This window comes from Pseudomonas sp. FP2335, from assembly GCF_030687535.1.
Lineage (GTDB): Bacteria > Pseudomonadota > Gammaproteobacteria > Pseudomonadales > Pseudomonadaceae > Aquipseudomonas.
This window is the reverse complement of the sequence record NZ_CP117437.1, coordinates 340,591-361,511: the sequence shown is the minus strand read 5'-3', so window position 1 is coordinate 361,511 and position 20,921 is coordinate 340,591. Positions and strand designations below refer to the sequence as shown.

At 60.6% G+C, this 20,921-nt stretch carries 3 protein-coding genes; 1 reads left to right on the top strand and 2 read right to left on the bottom strand.

All coding sequences use genetic code 11. The annotated features are described in order from the left end of the window. The first annotated feature begins 10 nt into the window (after positions 1 to 10). Positions 11 to 1,957 carry a cyclic di-GMP receptor LapD gene (lapD, locus tag PSH81_RS01510; protein WP_305391892.1) on the top strand — a complete coding sequence of 649 codons (1,947 nt, stop codon included), beginning with the start codon at positions 11 to 13 and terminating at the stop codon, positions 1,955 to 1,957. A gap of 56 nt (positions 1,958 to 2,013) precedes the next feature. Here lapD and PSH81_RS01505 read toward each other — a convergent pair whose 3' ends face one another. Both PSH81_RS01505 and PSH81_RS01500 read right to left on the bottom strand, forming a co-directional pair. Next, complete coding sequence (locus PSH81_RS01505) at positions 2,014 to 2,352, bottom strand: tryptophan synthase subunit beta (RefSeq protein ID WP_305391891.1); 339 nt, start codon at positions 2,350 to 2,352, stop codon at positions 2,014 to 2,016. A 123-nt stretch (positions 2,353 to 2,475) separates the two neighbouring features. Continuing rightward, positions 2,476 to 20,811, bottom strand: coding sequence for a retention module-containing protein (locus tag PSH81_RS01500; RefSeq protein WP_305391890.1), 18,336 nt, complete (start codon positions 20,809 to 20,811; stop codon positions 2,476 to 2,478). Positions 20,812 to 20,921 lie beyond the last annotated feature (110 nt).

The window sequence follows — 20,921 nt, the reverse complement described above, 5'->3', positions numbered from 1 at the left end:
AGGAGCTACGATGTCACTGTTCAAACAATTGCTGATCGCTATCTGTGTGTTTCTCGTGGTCGCCTTCAGCGGTAGCTTCGTGGTCAGCCTGGAAAGCTCGCGCTCGCAGTACGTCAACCAGTTGCGCTCCCACGCCCAGGACGCGGCCACCGCGCTGGCGCTGTCGCTGACGCCAAACATCGATGACCCGGCGATGACCGAGCTGATGGTCAGCTCGATCTTTGACAGTGGCTACTACGCCAGCATCCGTGTGATCGACTTGAGCAACGACCAGGTGCTGGTGGAACGCGCCGCCGAGCCCGACGCCAGTGGTGTACCCGCCTGGTTTGTGAAGATGATCGGCCTTGCGCCAGCCGGCGGTGATGCCATCGTCAGCCGCGGCTGGCAGCAGGCGGCGCGCGTGGAGGTGGTCAGCCACCCGATGTTCGCCCTCGCCAAACTGTGGCAGAGCGCCTTGGGCAGCCTGGGTTGGCTGCTGCTCTGTGGTGCGGCGAGCGCGATCCTCGGCGCATTGCTGCTGCGTCGCCAACTCAAGCCGTTGGACTACATGGTCGAACAATCCCACGCCATCGCCCGCCGCGAGTTCCTCAGCCTGCCCGACCTGCCGCGCACCCCGGAACTGCGCCGTGTGGTGCAAGCGATGAACCAGATGGTGGAGAAGCTCAAGGCACTGTTCCACGAACAGACCGAGCGCAGCGAGAAGCTGCGGGTGGAGTCCTACCAGGACAGCCTGACCGGGCTGGCCAACCGACGCTATTTCGAGATGCAACTCAACTCCCGGGTCAGCAACCTGGAGGAGCACAGCTCGGGCTACCTGCTGATCCTGCGGGTCAACGACCTCGCCGGCCTCAACCAGCGCTTCGGCGGGCAACGCACCGACCAACTGCTGCAAGCCGTCAGCCAGCTACTGGTGCGCACCTGCGCCAAGTACCCGGAGACCCACAACCTGATCACCCGCAGCCGTGGCGGTGAGTTCGCGGTACTCGCACCGGGCCTGGTGCGTGACGAAGCCCTGCAACTGGCCCAGGAACTGGAAACCACCCTGCAAAGCCTGCACGAAACCGGCGCTACCGACATGCAGACCGTGGCCTACATCGGCCTGGCCCCCTACAACGCCGGCGACGCCTCGGCCGACCTGTTGATGCTGGCCGACCAGGCCCTCACTCAAGCCGAAGCCAACAGCGGCCAGAGCTGGGTCTGCCTCGAACACCACACCGCCGGCACCGTCAGCGATGACCCGCACAGCTGGCATACCCTGCTTGACGATGCCCTCAAGCAAGGACGTTTCCGCCTGTTCTTCCAGCCAGTGGTGAGCAGCGCCGATACCCAGCGGGTGCTGCACTACAAGGTGTTGTCGCGTTTGCTGGACAACCAGGACCAGACCATCGCCGCCGGCCACTTCCTGCCGTGGCTGGAGCGCTTTGGCTGGACCGCGCGCCTGGACCAAGTGATGCTCGACCTGGTGATCAAGCAACTGGCCCAGCACAACCAGTCGGTGGCCCTGAACCTCTCGGCCGCGACCCTGAACGACCCGCAGGCGCTGGAACGCATCTTCGAACGCCTGGCCCAGCACCCGACCCTGGGGCCGCGCCTGATCCTGGAGATCGGCGAAGAACAAGTGCCCGAGCAAACCCAGCTGGAGTTGATGATCCGGCGCATGCGCAACCTCGGCTACAGCCTTGGCCTGCAGCGTTTCGGCGGGCGCTTCAGCATGATCGGCAACCTGGCGCACCTGGGCCTGGCCTACCTGAAAATCGACGGCAGCTACATCCGCGCCATTGATCAGGAGAGCCACAAACGGATCTTTATCGAAGCGATCCAGCGGGCCGCCCACAGCATTGATTTGCCGTTGATTGCCGAGCGCGTGGAAACCGAGGGTGAATTGCGGGTGATCCGCGAGATGGGCGTGGAGGGGGTGCAAGGCCAACTGGTCGGTGAACCGGCGCCCTGGAAGTAAAACGTTGGACCCTCATGCCTCCTTGACGCTGATGCCGTGAAGGAGGTGTGCCCGGTTCAGATCAAACCGGTTTCGTCATCATTGATCAGCTCGCTCAAACCGCCCAGCGCCGCCCGTGCCTGGGTCCGTTCGAGGAACTTGGCCTGTGCCGCCGGTGGCAAGTCAGTGATGCGAATCACGCCTTTGGACGTCAGCACCTGAATCAAGTCATCCAGCACTCGAATCATCTCAAGGTCACTGCTCTTGAGCTGCTTGAGGCTGTTTTCGATCTCGTCCCCGGCAAACCACGCCTGGATCTCATGGTGATCCGCCGGTAGCGTCTCGGTGGCTTCCGCGTAGGCCTGCGCCTCGACGCGCACCAAAGCGTTGTTTTGATCGCGTTGCACGTAGAACATCAGCGTTCTCCCAATAAAAAATCCCTGCAGGCGCCGCGTACGACGCCTACAGAGATTACACACTTTTTCCCGCAGCCGATGCCAAGGGGCGCCAATCCCGAAAGATTGACGCCCCCGTGGTGATCAGTCGTGGTGCTTGACGGTCAGGTCGCCACCGGCGATCAGGTTGTTGATCGCGGTGCTGCCACTGCCCCAGTTCGCGCCATCGACCTTGATTGTCACATCGGCCGTGCCGCCGCTGGCGGTGAACGAACCGGTGCTGCTCACGCTCAGCGTCGAGTTGCCCGCCGAGTCGGTGGTCAACTTCAGGTAGTTCGCCAAGTTGGTGTCGTTGTTGCCTTGCAGCAAGTCGGACAGGTCCAGCTTGTCGCCTTCGCTGTGCTTGAAGTCCTTGATCTGATCAAAGCCGCCGTTGGTGTTGGTGTCGCCTTTGAGCCAGACGAAGGTATCGGCACCCGCGCCGCCGGTGAGGATGTCGTTACCCTTGCCGCCGACCAGGATGTCGTTGCCTGCGCCGCCATTCAAGGTGTCGTTGCCGCCTTGGCCGAACAGGATGTCGTTGCCGGCATTACCGATCAGGCTGTCGTTGCCATCATTGGTGTTGTAGATGTTCGACGCGTTGGCCAACGCCCCCACGTCCTGCACGTGCTCAGTGATGTACTGGTGCAGGGTGCGGTCATCGATCTGGTCGACGGTAGTGGACAGCTTCTCGGCGGCGAACGCCTTGAGTGCCGCACTGCCTTCCTGGCCTTTGTAGCTGATCAGGTCGCCGAACAGGATGTCGTTGCCCGAACCACCGGAAATGCTGTCGGAACCCGCATCGGCGGTGTGGCCGGTGATGGCATCCGCCAGCTTCGCGGTATCAATGTTGGCAACCACTTTGTCGGTATCGAACTGCTTGAGCACGGTGCTATCGATGTCCGAACCCAGGCCGATCGCCTCGACCACTACTTTGCCGGTGACCGCGTTGACCAAGTCGTTGTAGGCGGTCTTGGCGTTCGCCAGTGCGGTGCTGGAGCTCTGGTAGACCGACGCAACGTCGAAGCCGCCATTGCTGTTGGCCACGACCGTACCCTCGAAGTAGCGGCTGCCACGGCTGTCGTAGGAGTAAACGTTACCGCTACCGTCGACGATCATCTGCGACTTGCCATTGATCGTCGTATAGAGCGCGTTGCTCTGGCCCAGGACGTAATTGGAGTTATTCACAACGCTGTCAAAGTAGACGGTCGAACCCCAGAAGCTGGTCGTGCCCAGGTTCGGGTTGCCCTGCACGTCGGTGTACACGTTCGGCGAACCGTCGGTGATGAAGTACGTGAGGTTTTTCGCGCCGGTGTTGCTGGTCGCGTCGCTGCTCTTGAACCAATCGGAGGCCGCTTTGAACGCGTCCTGGTAGTTGGTCATGTCGCTGGAATTGGACACCATCTGGTTCAACACAGCCTGCAAGGCAGCCTTGGCAGCCGTCTTGTCGGCCAGGTTGACCGAGACCTGCGACTCGACACGGGTGTCGAAGTCGACCAGCAGCACTTTCACCACACCCGAGTCTTTATTGCCGGCATTGGCAATCAAGGTATCGAAGATGCCCGAGAGTTGGTCCTTGATCGACTTCATGGCCGAGGAGCCGATACTGCCCGAGGTGTCGACCAGGAACGCGATGTTGTAGTTGGTGCCCGCAGTGGTGATACCACCCTTGTCGCCGACCACAACGTTATTCGCCGAGCTCGAACCCAGGTCGATGGTGTCGGCAGCAGCGCCGCCTTCGGTGACCGGGGTGTAGACCTGCGGCTGAACGGTAATGGTGCTGGTAGCGACCAACGAACTCAGGCTGTTGCCGCCTTCGTTGTCCGTCACCGAGATCTCGACCGTACGATCGCCCAGGGTCGGGTACTTGCTGGTGCTGGAATATTGGAACGACTCCAGCAGTGCCTTGTAAGTCGCCGAATCCGCGGTGCCCGAGAGGGTCAGCACGATTTTGCCGCTGACGTCGGTACCGACGCTGGTCAGGGTGATGCCTTTGTACGTACCGCCCACCGAAACCAGGCTCGAGCTGAGCTGATCGCCGGCACTCGCGTTTTTCAGGGTGATGGTCGCGTTTTGCATCTGGGTACTGTCGACGTCGCCGATAGCGACGACGCCAGTGATCGCCACACCCGCGGCGGCACGTTCGGTGTACGCCGTGTTGTAGCCGGTGGCGACAGCACCGTCCGCAGTGCTGAGGTCCAGGGTCGGCGCGTCGTTGACCGCGGTGATCACAATGCTCACTTTGCCGGTCGTTACCGCTTCAACCCCAGTGCTCAACTCTTTGGCGGTCGCTTTCACGGTCAGGTCGAAGCTGGCGGTCGAATCCTTGAACGGAGTGACCGTCAGGGTTTTCAGGTTCCAGGTGCTGACGTCGTACAGCGTGGTACTGCCGGTCGAGGTGATGCTGTTGCCAGTGGTGCCATCGGTGATCACGGTGCCTTTGGGCAGACCGCTGATTTCCACCTTGTGGGATTCCGAGCCGTCATTGTCGACAAACGTCGTGGTGATCGGGCTGACCTTGATCGCGGTGTCTTCCAGGCCACGGTTGTAGACGTAGCCGGTGTAATAGCCTTCGCCATTGACCACGTGGCTGTCGCCGAGCACCGCACCGGCGGCTTTCAACGCATCCACGCTGGTGTAGGTCTGCACGCCGCTGTTGCCCAGGGACATCGACGGGCCGTTGTTGATCGACACGTTGACGTCGTAGTTGCCCCCGCCGGCCTGGTTGTAGTGGTAGATGTCGAGGGTGTAGTAGCCCGACTCGGTCGGCGTGTAAGCCGTGCCGGTAATCGCGCTGCCCTTGCTCCAGGTCTCGGTCGCAACCAACTTGCCGCCCACGGTGATAGCCAGGCTGTCATCGGCTGTACCCGTGAAGGTATAGCTCTTGCCGGCTTCCAGGTAGATCAGGCCAGAGACCTTGGTCGCGGTGCCTTCCACTACGTTGCTGTTGCTCACGTTGCTGGTCACGCCAGTGGACGCGGCGCTGGCAGCGGTTTTGGCGTCGATGACCTTGATCAGGTCGTCGGCTTTGGCCACGCCATTACCGTTGGTGCCCAATGCGCTCGGCAGGTTGCCGCCGGTCCAGGTCTGGATGACCAAGCCGGTTGGTACCGCGTTGAACGCATTGATCGTGACGACAGGCACGTCCGTCACCGGGTGGATGTCCACGGTGATGGTTTTGGTGTCGCTGTAAGTGTTGCCGTCGGTGGCCTGGAACTTCAGCTCGGTGTAATCACCTTGCTTGTTACCCACGCCGGTGCCGCCGAAGCTGTTGTCACCCGACTCGTTGGCCGCCGGACTGTAACGCACGTTGTGGTTGTCGAAGTCAGCCTGGCTGAACGACTTGCCGGCCGAGGTATCGGTCTTGAGGTCAGCGGTGGTGAGCGCAACCCACACGCCGTTGACTTTGTACTCGATGGAACCGGCAGGCAGGCTGGTGAACACCACTTTCGGGTTCGCCGAGTCTTCATCCTTGACGCCAAAGGTCGCCCAGGTCAGTTCGACCGGGGTGTCTTCGTCGCTCTGGATGTAGCCGTTGGTAGCGGTTGGCGTGTCGTCGACCAGGGTGACCGTCGGCTGGCCAGTGCTGTGGGAGCTGGCGTTGTCGGCGTCGGTCACGGTCAGGTCGATCTTCGGCAATTGGTTGCCGGCGTTGACCCAATCGGCGCCCTTCTGCGTCAGCACGACGTTGCTACCGGACAGGCTGTAGTAGCCGTCGGTGTTGGTGCCAGTGGTGAAGGTGATCTTCAGCTGGGCAACAGGAGTTTCTTCGTCGCTCGCGGAGAACGTACCGGCCACGGTGCCGACTTTAGCGGTGTCTTCAACGATGGTGGTCGCCGTGATGGCGATCACTGGCACGTCGTTGTGCAGGTTGACCACTGGCTGCGCGTTGTTGCTGGAGTGCAGGCCTTCTGGATCGGTGACGGTCAGATCGATTTTCGGCAACTGGTTGCCGGCGTTGACGAAGTCCGCGCCTTTCTGGGTCAGCACAACGTTGTTGCCGGAGATGCTGTAGTAGCCATCGGCGTTGCTGGTGCCGGTGAAGGTGATGGTCAGACCCGAGCGTGGAGTCTCTTCGTCGGTCGCGGTGAAGGTACCGGCGACGGTGCCCGCAGTGGCCGAGTTTTCTTCCAGGGTGTTGGCTGCGACGGTGATGACCGGTACGTCGTTGTGCAAGTTAACGTTCGGTTGGGCCGCTGCGTTGGAGTGCAGGCCTTCTGGATCGGTAACAGTCAGGTCGATCTTCGGCAACTGGTTACCGGCGTTAACGAAGTCCGCGCCTTTCTGAGTCAGCACAACGTTGTTGCCGGAGATGCTGTAGTAGCCATCGGCGTTGCTGGTGCCCGTGAAAGTGATGGTCAGGCCAGCACGTGGGGTTTCTTCGTCGGTCGCGGTGAAGGTACCGGCGACGGTGCCCGCAGTGGCCGAGTTTTCTTCCAGGGTGTTGGCTGCGACGGTGATGACCGGCACGTCGTTGTGCAAGTTAACGTTCGGTTGGGCCGCTGCGTTGGAGTGCAGGCCTTCTGGATCGGTGACGGTCAGGTCGATCTTCGGCAGCTGGTTACCGGCGTTGACGAAGTCAGCACCTTTCTGGGTCAGCACAACGTTGTTGCCGGAGATGCTGTAGTAGCCATCGGCGTTGCTGGTGCCGGTGAAGGTGATGGTCAGGCCAGCACGTGGGGTTTCTTCGTCGGTCGCGGTGAAGGTACCGGCGACGGTGCCCGCAGTGGCCGAGTTTTCTTCCAGGGTGTTGGCTGCGACGGTGATGACCGGTACGTCGTTGTGCAAGTTAACCACTGGCTGAGCGTTGTTGCTGGAGTGCAGGCCTTCTGGATCGGTAACAGTCAGGTCGATCTTCGGCAGCTGGTTGCCAGCATTAACGAAGTCCGCGCCCTTCTGGGTCAGGACCACGTTGTTGCCAACAATGCTGTAGTAGCCGTCGACGTTGCTGTTGCCAGTGAAGGAGATGGTCAGGCCATCACGCGGCGTCTCTTCGTCGGTGGCGGTGAAAGTACCGGCGACGGTGCCCGCAGTAGCCGAGTTCTCTTCGATGGTGGCAGGAGCAACCTCGATTACCGGCACATCGTTGTGCAGGTTAACGGTCGGTTGGCCTTCGCCATTCGAAGAAGCGCCCGCTGGGTCGGTGACGGTCAGGTCGATCTTCGGCAGCTGGTTGCCAGCGTTAACGAAGTCCGCGCCTTTTTGGGTCAGCACGACGTTGTTGCCGGAGATAGCGTAGTAGCCATCAGCGTTGCTGGTGCCCGTGAAGGAGATGGTCAGGCCATCACGTGGAGTCTCTTCGTCCGTTGCGGTGAAAGTACCGGCAACGGTACCCGCAGTAGCCGAGTTCTCTTCGATGGTGGCCGGAGCAACCTCGATTACCGGCACATCGTTATGCAGGTTAACAGTCGGTTGGCCTTCACCATTCGAGGAAGCGCCCGCTGGGTCGGTGACGGTCAGGTCGATCTTCGGCAGCTGGTTGCCAGCGTTAACGAAGTCAGCACCTTTCTGGGTCAGGACCACGTTGTTGCCAACAATGCTGTAGTAGCCGTCAACGTTGCTGTTGCCCGTGAAGGAGATGGTCAGGCCATCACGTGGGGTTTCTTCGTCGGTCGCAGTGAACGTACCGGCCACGGTACCCGCAGTGGCGGAGTTTTCTTCCAGGGTATTAGCAACGACTTCAATCACCGGCACGTCGTTATGCAGGTTAACGGTCGGCTGGCCTTCGCCATTCGAGGAAGCGCCCGCTGGGTCGGTAACAGTCAGGTCGATCTTCGGCAGCTGGTTGCCAGCGTTAACGAAGTCCGCGCCTTTTTGGGTCAGCACGACGTTGTTGCCGGAGATAGCGTAGTAGCCATCAGCGTTGCTGGTGCCAGTGAAGGAGATGGTCAAACCATCACGTGGAGTCTCTTCGTCGGTCGCAGTGAACGTACCGGCCACGGTACCCGCAGTGGCGGAGTTCTCTTCGATGGTGGCAGGAGTAACCTCGATTACCGGCACATCGTTGTGCAGGTTAACGGTCGGTTGGCCTTCGCCATTCGAAGAAGCGCCCGCTGGGTCGGTAACAGTCAGGTCGATCTTCGGCAGCTGGTTGCCAGCGTTAACGAAGTCCGCACCCTTCTGGGTCAGCACGACGTTGTTGCCGGAGATAGCGTAGTAGCCATCAGCGTTGCTGGTGCCAGTGAAGGAGATGGTCAGGCCATCACGTGGGGTTTCTTCGTCGGTCGCAGTGAAAGTACCGGCGACGGTGCCCGCGGTGGCGGAGTTCTCTTCGATGGTGGCAGGAGCAACCTCGATTACCGGCACATCGTTGTGCAGATTGACGGTCGGCTGGCCTTCGCCATTCGAGGAAGCGCCCGCTGGGTCGGTGACGGTCAGGTCGATCTTCGGCAGCTGGTTGCCAGCATTAACGAAGTCCGCGCCTTTTTGGGTCAGCACGACGTTATTGCCGGAGATAGCGTAGTAGCCATCAGCGTTGCTGGTGCCGGTGAAGGAGATGGTCAGGCCATCACGCGGCGTCTCTTCGTCGGTCGCAGTGAAAGTACCGGCGACGGTGCCCGCAGTGGCGGAGTTCTCTTCAATGGTGGCCGGAGCAACTTCGATCACCGGCACGTCGTTATGCAGGTTAACGGTCGGCTGGCCTTCGCCATTCGAGGAAGCGCCCGCTGGGTCGGTGACGGTCAGGTCAATCTTCGGCAGCTGGTTGCCAGCGTTAACGAAGTCAGCACCTTTCTGGGTCAGGACCACGTTGTTGCCAACAATGCTGTAGTAGCCGTCGACGTTGCTGGTGCCCGTGAAGGAGATGGTCAAACCATCACGTGGGGTTTCTTCGTCGGTCGCAGTGAACGTACCGGCCACGGTACCCGCAGTGGCGGAGTTCTCTTCGATGGTGGCAGGAGTAACCTCGATTACCGGCACATCGTTGTGCAGGTTAACGGTCGGTTGGCCTTCGCCATTCGAAGAAGCGCCCGCTGGGTCGGTGACGGTCAGATCGATCTTCGGCAACTGGTTGCCAGCATTAACGAAGTCAGCACCTTTCTGGGTCAGCACGACGTTGTTGCCGGAGATAGCGTAGTAGCCATCAGCGTTGCTGGTACCCGTGAAGGAGATGGTCAGGCCATCACGCGGCGTCTCTTCGTCGGTCGCAGTGAAAGTACCGGCGACGGTGCCCGCAGTGGCGGAGTTCTCTTCGATGGTGGCAGGAGCAACCTCGATTACCGGCACGTCGTTATGCAGGTTAACGGTCGGCTGGCCTTCGCCATTCGAGGAAGCGCCCGCTGGATCGGTAACAGTCAGGTCGATCTTCGGCAGCTGGTTGCCAGCGTTAACGAAGTCAGCACCTTTCTGGGTCAGGACCACGTTGTTGCCAACAATGCTGTAGTAGCCGTCAACGTTGCTGTTGCCCGTGAAAGAGATGGTCAAACCATCACGCGGAGTCTCTTCGTCCGTTGCGGTGAACGTACCGGCAACGGTGCCCGCAGTAGCCGAGTTTTCTTCGATGGTGGCAGGAGCAACCTCGATTACCGGCACATCGTTGTGCAGGTTAACAGTCGGTTGGCCTTCGCCATTCGAGGAAGCGCCCGCTGGATCGGTAACAGTCAGGTCGATCTTCGGCAGCTGGTTGCCAGCATTAACGAAGTCCGCGCCTTTTTGGGTCAGCACGACGTTGTTGCCGGAGATAGCGTAGTAGCCATCAGCGTTGCTGGTGCCAGTGAAGGAGATGGTCAGGCCATCACGTGGGGTTTCTTCGTCGGTCGCAGTGAAAGTACCGGCGACGGTGCCCGCAGTGGCGGAGTTCTCTTCAATGGTGGCCGGAGCAACTTCGATCACCGGCACGTCGTTATGCAGGTTAACGGTCGGCTGGCCTTCGCCATTCGAGGAAGCACCCGCTGGATCGGTGACGGTCAGGTCGATCTTCGGCAACTGGTTGCCAGCATTAACGAAGTCCGCGCCTTTCTGGGTCAACACAACGTTGTTGCCGGAGATAGCGTAGTAGCCGTCGACGTTGCTGTTGCCCGTGAAGGAGATAGTCAAACCATCACGTGGGGTTTCTTCGTCGGTCGCGGTGAAGGTACCGGCAACGGTGCCCGCAGTAGCCGAGTTCTCTTCGATGGTGGCAGGAGCAACCTCGATTACCGGCACATCGTTGTGCAGATTGACGGTCGGCTGACCTTCGCCATTCGAATGCGCGCCCGATGGATCGGTAACAGTCAGATCAATCTTCGGCAGCTGGTTGCCAGCGTTAACGAAGTCCGCGCCTTTCTGGGTCAGCACAACGTTGTTGCCGGAGATAGCGTAGTAGCCATCAGCGTTGCTGGTGCCAGTGAAGGAGATGGTCAGGCCATCACGTGGGGTTTCTTCGTCGGTCGCAGTGAACGTACCGGCCACGGTACCCGCAGTAGCCGAGTTCTCTTCGATGGTGGCAGGAGCAACCTCGATTACCGGCACATCGTTATGCAGGTTAACAGTCGGCTGGCCTTCGCCATTCGAATGCGCGCCCGCTGGATCGGTAACGGTCAGATCAATCTTCGGCAACTGGTTGCCAGCGTTAACGAAGTCCGCGCCTTTCTGGGTCAGCACAACGTTATTGCCGGAGATAGCGTAGTAGCCATCGGCGTTGCTGGTACCGGTGAAGGAGATAGTCAAACCATCACGCGGCGTCTCTTCGTCGGTCGCAGTGAAAGTACCGGCAACGGTACCCGCAGTAGCCGAGTTCTCTTCCAGGGTGTTGGCAACAACTTCAATCACCGGCACGTCGTTGACCAACGTCACATCCGGTGTAGCCGCGTCGTGCGAGCTGCCTTTATCGGCATCGGTCACGGTCAGGTCAATCGCAGGCAGCTTGTTACCGGTGTTGACGAAGTTCGCACCCGCCAGGGTCAGTACCACGGCATTGCCAACGAGGGTGTAGTAGCCATCTTTGTTGCTGTCGCCAGTGAAGGTGACTTTCAGCTGGGCAACCGGGGTTTCAACATCGCTGACGGTGAAGGTACCGGCAACGGTGCCTTCAGCCACCTGGCCTTCCACCAGGGCATTGGCGACTACTTCGATGACGGGTAGGTCGTTGACCGAAATCACATTGATCGGCAGCGTGATCGACTCGGACTTAGGCGCCGCATCACCATCCTGCGCGGTGGCGGTCACGGTCAGGTTCACCAGACCGTAGGCGTTTGGCACCGGGTTGTAGACCAGTGTGGCCTTGCTCCAGTCGCTGATGTCGACGCTTTGGTTGCCGGCCGACGCGGTAAAGGTGTGGCCCGCGCCATCGGAAATGGTCGCGCCTTGCGGAATGCCGCTGATTTCCAGCTTGAGCGTCTCGGAGCCATCCTTGTCGGTGGCGTAGGCGTCAATTGCGGACAACTTGATCGCGTGGTCTTCCAGGCCGGTGTTCAGCACCTGGGTCACGCTGATGTTGTCCATCACGCCGCCAAGGGAGTTGTTGGCTTGGCCGGCCGGGGCCTTGAATTCGAGTTTGGCGTCACCGTCGACAGTCACCGGCACCACGAAGGTGTAGGTCTTCATGCCAACGACGGTGGTGTCCAGGGTGCCGACTTTGACGCCGCCCCAGAACACATCGATGACCGAGTTGTTCTCGGCGCCGGCACGCGGCGAGTAGTCGACCGAGATGGAGTACGCGGTACCGCTTTCAGCCTTGATGATGGTGTACAGGCTGGAGTCGTCGCCAGCGTTTTTCTCAAGCTCGATGACCTGGCTGTTGCCCGGGGTCTCTACGCCGTAGATGCTGCTCTGGCCGATTTCGACTTTGCCGTCGCTGTTGCCGGTCAACCACTGGGTGGTCGGTGCGGTGCCGGCTGCGTTGTTGGCATCGCCAACGGCAACCGTGCCCCACGAACCGTTGAGGTTCGCGCTGTCGAAGTTGATCGCGCTGACAACGCCGCCACCGAGCAGGCCCAGGTGCGGGGTGTCGGTGACCGGCGCGATGGTCACTGGAGCAGTGGTGACATCGCTGGCTTTACCGGCATTGTCGACCGCCGTGAAGGTCAGCGAGGTGCTGCCACTCCAGTCGGCGGTTGGGGAGAAGTAGACCGACGCCTTGCCGTCAGCGCCCGCAGGCACCGAATCACCGACCTTCAGTTCGGTGGTCAGGCTGGCGTCGCTGTACAGCTTGCCGTTTTCCGGCAAGGCGGTAATGACGAAGTTGGCAACGGTACCGTCCACATCGGCGCCGCTGAGTACGATCGTGGCCGCGTGGTCTTCGTCCGCGCCTGCCGAGGTGGCGGTTGCAGTCGGTGCGTCGTTGAACAGCTCGACGGTGACCTTGCCCGTGGCAGTGCTGGTTTCTGGCGGCTCACGGTCGAGGTTGCCGCCACCGTTATCGGTGACAGCGATGGACACAGTGCGATCAGTGCCGGCCGGGTTGTTGCCCGGGGCCTGGAAGGTGATCGCTTCAACCAGCTTGATGAAGTCGGCGGCGCTGCTGCCAGCCGGCGAGCTGCTGGTCAGGGTGTAGACGATCTTGCCATCGGCGGCGCTGCCGCTTTCGGTGATGGTGATACCGGCAACCGCGAGGGCCTTGAGCACGTCGGCGCTGCTGAGCAGGTCGCCGGACACCAGGTGATCAACGGTGACCACCACTTTGCTGAAGGTCTTGTTGTCGACGTCGGTGATGCTCAGGTTTTCAACCAGGGCCACTGCGCCTTTTTGCTCGACAAATTTGCTGCTGTCGAAGCCGATCACCGGCGCGTCGTTGACCGGAACCACGTAGATCACGGAGGTCGCCGGTGCCGAATCCGCCTGGCCGTCATTCACGGTGATGGTCAGGTTGCGGTTGGCCGGGCTTGGGTCTTCGCTTTCGCTGGCGAAGTGCACCGAGCGCAGGACTTCCTGGTATTCAGCCTTGGTGGCTTCACCGGACAGGGTCAGCACGCCGGTGGTCTTGTCGTAGCTGACGGTGATTTTGGTGCTGCTGACATCCGCGATCAGCACGTCGTCGGCCAGGTGGTTGACCAGCGTGACCTTGGCGCTTTGCAGGGTGCTGTTGTCGACGTCGGTGATGGTCAGGTGCGCCGCGACATAGCCGCCTGGCTTGCCTTCGATGTAGGTGTCGCCGAACGCGTTGGTCGAATCGTTGCCCAGTACTGGCGCGTCGTTGACCGCCGTGACCACAACGCTGATTTTGCCGGTGGTGACTTCTTCAACGCCGGTGCTCAGCTCTTTGGCCGTGGCTTTCACGGTCAGGTCGAAGCTGGCCGTCGAGTCCTTGAACGGTGTAACCGTCAGGGTGCTCAGGTTCCAGGTGCTCACGTCGTACAGCGTGTTTGCGCCGGTCGAAATGATGCTGTGGCCAGTGGTGCCGTCGGTGATCACGGTGCCTTCCGGCAAGCCGCTGATTTCCACCTTGTGGGATTCCGAACCGTCGTTGTCGACAAACGTGGCGGTGATCGGCGCGAGCTTGATCGCGGTGTCTTCCAGGCCGTGGTTGTAGACGTTGCCGGTGTAATAGCCTTCGCCATTCACCACGTGGCTGTCGCCCAGCACCATGCCGGCGGCTTCCAGCGCGGCTGCACTGGTGTAGGTCTGCAGGCCGCTGTTGCCCAGCGACGTCGACGGGCCGTTGTTGATCGACACGTTGACGTCGTAGTTGCCCGGGCCGTTCTGGTTGTAGTGGTAGACGTCGAGGGTGTAGTAGCCCGACTCGGTCGGCGTGTACGACGACCCGTTGATCCCGCTGCCTTGGCTCCAGGTCTCGGAAGCAACCAGCTTGCCGCCCACGGTGATTGCCAGACTGTCGTCGGCCGTACCCGTGAAGGTGTAGCTCTTGCCGGCTTCCAGGTAGACCAGGCCGGACACTTTGGTCGCGGTGCCTTCGGCCACATTGCCGTTGCTCACGTTGCTGGTCACGCCAGTGGACGCGGCGCTGTCAGCGGTCTGGCCGTTGATGACCTTGATCAGGGTGTTGGAGTCGGTCACGCCTTGACCATTGGTGCCCAACGCGCCCGGCAGGTTGCTGCCGGTCCAGGTTTGAATGGTCAGGCCGGTTGGTACCTGGCCGATGTTCAAGATCGGCACATCCGTCACCGGGTGAATATCCACGGTGATGGTTTTGGTGTCGCTGTAGGAGTTGCCGTCGGTGGCCTGGAACTTCAGCTCGGTGTAGTCACCTTGCTTGTTGCCCACGCCGGTACCGCCGAAGCTGTTGTCGCCGGACTCGTTCTCTGCCGGGGTGTAGCGCACGTTGTGGCCGTCGAAATCAGCCTGGGTGAAGACCTTGCCCGACGAGGTGTCGCTTTTCAGGTCGGCGGTGGTGAGCTTGACCCACTCACCGTCGACTTTGTATTCGATGGAACCGGCCGGCAGGCTGGTGAACACCACGCCTGGGCTGGTGGAGTCTTCATCCTGGACACCGAAAGTCGACCAGGTCAGTTCGATCGGGGTGTCTTCGTTGCCTTCGATATGGTTGTCGATGGCGGTTGGGGTGTCGTCGACCAGGGTCACCGTCGGCTGGCCGGTGCCGTTGGAGTGGAGGCCTTCTGGGTCGGTGACGGTCAGGTCGATTTTTGGCAGTTGGTTGCCGGCGTTAACGAAGTCCGCGCCCTTTTGGGTCAGCACGACGTTGTTGCCTACGATGCTGTAGTAGCCGTCGACATTGCTGTTGCCGGTGAAGGAGATGGTCAGGCCATCGCGCGGGGTTTCTTCGTCGGTTGCGGTGAAGGTACCTGCGACGGTGCCTGCGCTGGCGGTGTCCTCAACAATGGTGCTGGCCGCAATTTCGATGACCGGTACATCGTTGTGTAGGTTGACGCTCGGTTGGTCGGAACCCGTGGAGTTCGCGCCCTGAGGGTCGGTAACGGTCAGGTCGATCTTCGGCAGTTGGTTGCCGGCGTTAACGAAGTCGGCGCCTTTTTGGGTCAGGACGACGTCGTTGCCAACGATGGTGTAGTAGCCGTCGGCGTTGCTGTTGCCAGTGAAGGAGATGGTCAGGCCATCACGTGGGGTTTCTTCGTCGGTGGCGGTGAAGGTACCGGCCACGGTGCCCGCAGTGGCGGAGTTCTCTTCCAGGGTGTTGGCGACCACTTCGATCACCGGCACGTCGTTGTGCAGGTTGACGGTCGGCTGAGCGCTGTTGCTGGAGTTCAGGCCTTCTGGGTCGGTGACGGTCAGGTCGATCTTCGGCAGTTGGTTGCCGGCGTTAACAAAGTCCGCGCCCTTCTGGGTCAGGACGACGTCGTTGCCAACGATGCTGTAGTAACCGTCGACGTTGCTGTTGCCGGTGAAGGAGATAGTCAGGCCATCACGCGGCGTCTCTTCGTCGGTCGCGGTGAAGGTACCGGCCACGGTGCCCGCAGTGGCGGAGTTTTCTTCCAGAGTGTTGGCAACGACTTCAATCACTGGCACATCGTTGTGCAGGTTGACGGTCGGCTGAGCACTGTTGCTGGAGTTCAGGCCTTCTGGGTCGGTGACAGTCAGGTCGATCTTCGGCAGTTGGTTGCCAGCGTTAACGAAGTCCGCGCCCTTCTGGGTCAGCACAACGTTGTTGCCCACGATGCTGTAGTAGCCGTCGGCGTTGCTGTTGCCGGTGAAGGAGATGGTCAAGCCATCACGCGGGGTCTCTTCGTCGGTCGCGGTGAAGGTACCGGCCACGGTGCCCGCAGTGGCGGAGTTCTCTTCCAGGGTGTTAGCGACCACTTCGATCACCGGCACATCGTTGTGCAGGTTGACGGTCGGCTGAGCACTGTTGCTGGAGTTCAAGCCTTCTGGATCGGTGACAGTCAGGTCGATCTTCGGCAGCTGGTTACCAGCGTTAACGAAGTCGGCGCCCTTCTGGGTCAGGACCACGTTGTTGCCAACGATGCTGTAGTAACCGTCGACGTTGCTGTTGCCGGTGAAGGAGATGGTCAAGCCATCACGTGGGGTTTCTTCGTCGGTCGCGGTGAAGGTACCGGCCACGGTGCCCGCAGTGGCGGAGTTTTCTTCCAGGGTGTTGGCGACCACTTCGATCACCGGCACGTCGTTGTGCAGGTTGACCACTGGCTGAGCGTTGTTGCTGGAGTTCAAGCCTTCTGGATCGGTGACGGTCAGGTCGATTTTTGGCAGCTGGTTGCCGGCGTTAACGAAGTCGGCGCCTTTCTGGGTCAGCACAACGTTGTTGCCAACGATGCTGTAGTAGCCGTCGGCGTTGCTGTTGCCGGTGAAGGAGATGGTCAGGCCATCACGTGGGGTTTCTTCGTCGGTCGCGGTGAAGGTACCGGCGACGGTGCCCGCAGTGGCGGAGTTTTCTTCCAGGGTGTTAGCGACCACTTCGATCACCGGCACATCGTTGTGCAGGTTGACGGTCGGCTGAGCACTGTTGCTGGAGTTCAGGCCTTCAGGGTCGGTGACAGTCAGGTCGATTTTTGGCAGTTGGTTGCCAGCGTTAACGAAGTCGGCGCCTTTTTGGGTCAGGACGACGTCGTTGCCAACGATGGTGTAGTAGCCGTCGGCGTTGCTGTTGCCAGTGAAGGAGATGGTCAGGCCATCACGTGGGGTTTCTTCGTCGGTCGCGGTGAAGGTACCGGCGACGGTGCCCGCAGTGGCGGAGTTTTCTTCCAGGGTGTTAGCGACCACTTCGATCACCGGCACATCGTTGTGCAGGTTGACGGTCGGCTGAGCACTGTTGCTGGAGTTCAGGCCTTCAGGGTCGGTGACGGTCAGGTCGATTTTTGGCAGCTGGTTGCCGGCGTTAACGAAGTCGGCGCCTTTTTGAGTCAGCACAACGTTGTTGCCAACGATGCTGTAGTAGCCGTCGGCGTTGCTGTTGCCAGTGAAGGAAATGGTCAGGCCATCACGTGGGGTTTCTTCGTCGGTCGCGGTGAAGGTACCGGCGACGGTGCCCGCAGTGGCGGAGTTCTCTTCCAGGGTGTTGGCGACCACTTCGATCACCGGCACGTCGTTGTGCAGGTTAACCACTGGCTGAGCGTTGTTGCTGGAGTTCAGGCCTTCAGGGTCGGTGACGGTCAGGTCGATCTTCGGCAGTTGGTTGCCAGCGTTAACGAAGTCGGCGCCCTTCTGGGTCAGGACCACGTTGTTGCCAACGATGCTGTAGTAACCGTCGACGTTGCTGTTGCCAGTGAAGGAGATGGTCAGGCCATCACGCGGCGTCTCTTCGTCGGTGGCGGTGAAGGTACCGGCGACGGTGCCCGCAGTGGCGGAGTTCTCTTCCAGGGTGTTGGCGACCACTTCGATCACCGGCACGTCGTTGTGCAGGTTGACGGTCGGCTGAGCACTGTTGCTGGAGTTCAGGCCTTCTGGGTCGGTGACGGTCAGGTCGATCTTCGGCAGTTGGTTGCCGGCGTTAACGAAGTCGGCGCCTTTCTGAGTCAGCACAACGTTGTTGCCAACGATGCTGTAGTAACCGTCGGCGTTGCTGTTGCCAGTGAAGGAGATAGTCAGGCCATCACGCGGCGTCTCTTCGTCGGTCGCGGTGAAGGTACCGGCGACGGTGCCCGCAGTGGCGGAGTTTTCTTCCAGGGTGTTGGCAACGACTTCAATCACTGGCACGTCGTTGTGCAGGTTGACGGTCGGCTGAGCACTGTTGCTGGAGTTCAAGCCTTCTGGGTCGGTGACGGTCAGGTCGATCTTCGGCAGCTGGTTACCGGCGTTAACGAAGTCGGCGCCTTTCTGAGTCAGCATGACGTTGTTGCCAACGATGCTGTAGTAACCGTCGACGTTGCTGTTGCCGGTGAAGGAGATAGTCAGGCCATCACGCGGCGTCTCTTCGTCGGTCGCGGTGAAGGTACCGGCCACGGTGCCCGCAGTGGCGGAGTTTTCTTCCAGAGTGTTGGCAACGACTTCAATCACCGGCACATCGTTGTGCAGGTTGACGGTCGGCTGAGCGCTGTTGCTGGAGTTCAGGCCTTCAGGGTCGGTGACGGTCAGGTCGATCTTCGGCAATTGATTGCCAGCGTTAACGAAGTCCGCGCCTTTCTGGGTCAGCACAACGTTGTTGCCGGAGATAGCGTAGTAACCGTCGGCGTTGCTGTTGCCGGTGAAGGAGATGGTCAGGCCATCACGCGGCGTCTCTTCGTCGGTTGCGGTGAAGGTACCGGCGACGGTGCCCGCAGTGGCGGAGTTTTCTTCCAGGGTGTTGGCAACGACTTCAATCACTGGCACATCGTTGTGCAGGTTGACGGTCGGCTGAGCACTGTTGCTGGAGTTCAAGCCTTCTGGATCGGTGACAGTCAGGTCGATCTTCGGCAGTTGGTTGCCAGCGTTAACGAAGTCGGCGCCTTTCTGAGTCAGCACAACGTTGTTGCCAACGATGCTGTAGTAACCGTCGACGTTGCTGTTGCCGGTGAAGGAGATAGTCAGGCCATCACGCGGCGTCTCTTCGTCGGTCGCGGTGAAGGTACCGGCGACAGTGCCCGCAGTGGCAGAGTTTTCTTCAAGGGTATTGGCAACGACTTCAATCACCGGCACATCGTTGTGCAGGGTGACGGTCGGTTGGTCGGAACCTGTGGAGTTCGCGCCCTGAGGGTCGGTAACCGTCAGGTCGATCTTCGGCAATTGATTGCCAGCGTTAACGAAGTCCGCGCCTTTCTGGGTCAGCACAACGTTGTTGCCGGAGATAGCGTAGTAGCCGTCGGCGTTGCTGTTGCCGGTGAAGGAGATGGTCAGGCCATCACGCGGCGTCTCTTCGTCGGTTGCGGTGAAGGTACCGGCGACGGTGCCCGCTGTCGCGGTGTCTTCAACAATGGTGTTGGCCGTGACTTCAATCACCGGCACATCGTTTTGCAGGGTGACGGTTGGTTGGCCGGTAGCGGTGGTGCTGACGTTGTCAGCATCGGTAACGGTCAGGCCGATCTGCGGCAGTTGGTTGCCGGCGTTAACGAAGTCTGCACCCTTCTGGGTCAGGACGACGTTGTTGCCGTCGATGGCGTAGTAGCCATCTTTGTTGCTGTCGCCGGTGAACGCGATTTTCAGCTGGTCAGCTGGCGTTTCTGCATCGCTGGCAACAAAGGTGCCCGCCACACTGCCGGCGACCGCGGTGTTTTCGACCAGGGTGTTGCCCGTTACTTGAATCACTGGGGCATCGTTAACCGGCGTCACCGTCACGTTCAGCGTGCTGCTGGACCCGGTGTTGGTGGTGTAGCCAATCGTTGGCACCTCACCGTTGTAATCCTTGATCGGCGTAAAGGTGTACGCGCCATCCGTGCCAATCGTGATGCTGCCCACGCCTTCGATGTTGGCGGTTTGACCGGCGTTATAGGTATTGCCGCCCACCTGGAAGGTGGCCACGGTCAACACGTTGTCGATGTCGCTGTCGTTGCTCAGCACGTTGCCAGTGGCGAGGGTATCTTCGGCAATCGTGTTGGTATCGGGCTTCAATACGCTCGGATCATCCACGGCAACGACCGTCGAAGTGGCCGCCTGCGGATTGATCGCAAGGTTCTCGTAGTTACCGCCGGTCGCGCTGGTGATGGTGGCGCTGACAGTGAGGTCTTTGCCGTCGGCCAGGTTGGCAGGTGTGTCGACCGTGACCGTACCAGTGGTTTTACCGGCTTCGATGGTGATGGTCTTGTCGTTCGACAGCTTGATCACCACGTCGGTCTGCGCCGCGTTGGTCACGGTCGCGGTGTAGACGATCTGGCCGCCTTCATTCACCGAGGCGGTCGCGGTCAGGGTGACGGTGGTGGTGTCGATGGTGTCGGTGATCTGCGTAACAGCCGGCGCCGGGTCGGTGGTGATGATCAGGTTGCCGCCGCCGGAAGTGCCGGCGATGGTGGCGGAGATCGACGAGGCGTCCAGGTAAGGCGTGTCGTTACCGGCGAAGGTGACGTTCAGCGCGCCCGAGGTCTGGCCGGCGGCGATCACCACGGAGAGGCCGTTGGACAGGGTGACGGTCAGGTCGCTGGTCGGTGCCTGGGTGATGAATACGGTGTAAACGACGACGCCACCGGCTTCGGTGATGGTCGGCGTGGCGGTCAGAGTGATCGTGACGTTACGCGGGTCGACACCATTGTTGGTGGCACCGGTATCGAGGGCGGTGGTGGCGCTGGCGGCGTTCAGACCGTTCGTCGGATAGCCGATGGTCGGGTCAACCACGCCTGCGGTGGCTTCCAGCACGATAAAGCTGTGGCCGCCGCCCGCGGCGCCGTCTGCGCCTGCGGAGGTCGGGCCGGCGGCGGTGGCTTCGAGGTCTTGGGTCGGGTCGGCGCCGGCGGCGATGGCTTGCTGCAGTTCGGCAACGGACGGTGCGGCTTGGGCAGTGGCGGCGCTGAGGTCGGTGACCGAATCAGGAGCGTTTGCGCTCCACTGAGTGTCACGCCCCAGGTCAATGGTGCGGCCGTCGGCCAGTTCCAGGGAGACAGCGCCCGATGCGCCGGTATCGACTTGCTCACCCGAGAGCAGGCGATCCCCTTCTACAAGCAGGCGACGAATCCCTTCCGGGGATACCGCGAACACTTGACCGACAATGCTTTTGACGACCGCAACGCTGCTCATAAAAGACTCTCCGTGTATTACCGTTCGAGGTATCCATCATGGAGACCGGCCTCATTACCTATGCCGATTCGATAGCTGGAGTACTTAACTGTGTGTGATAAATTTGGCGT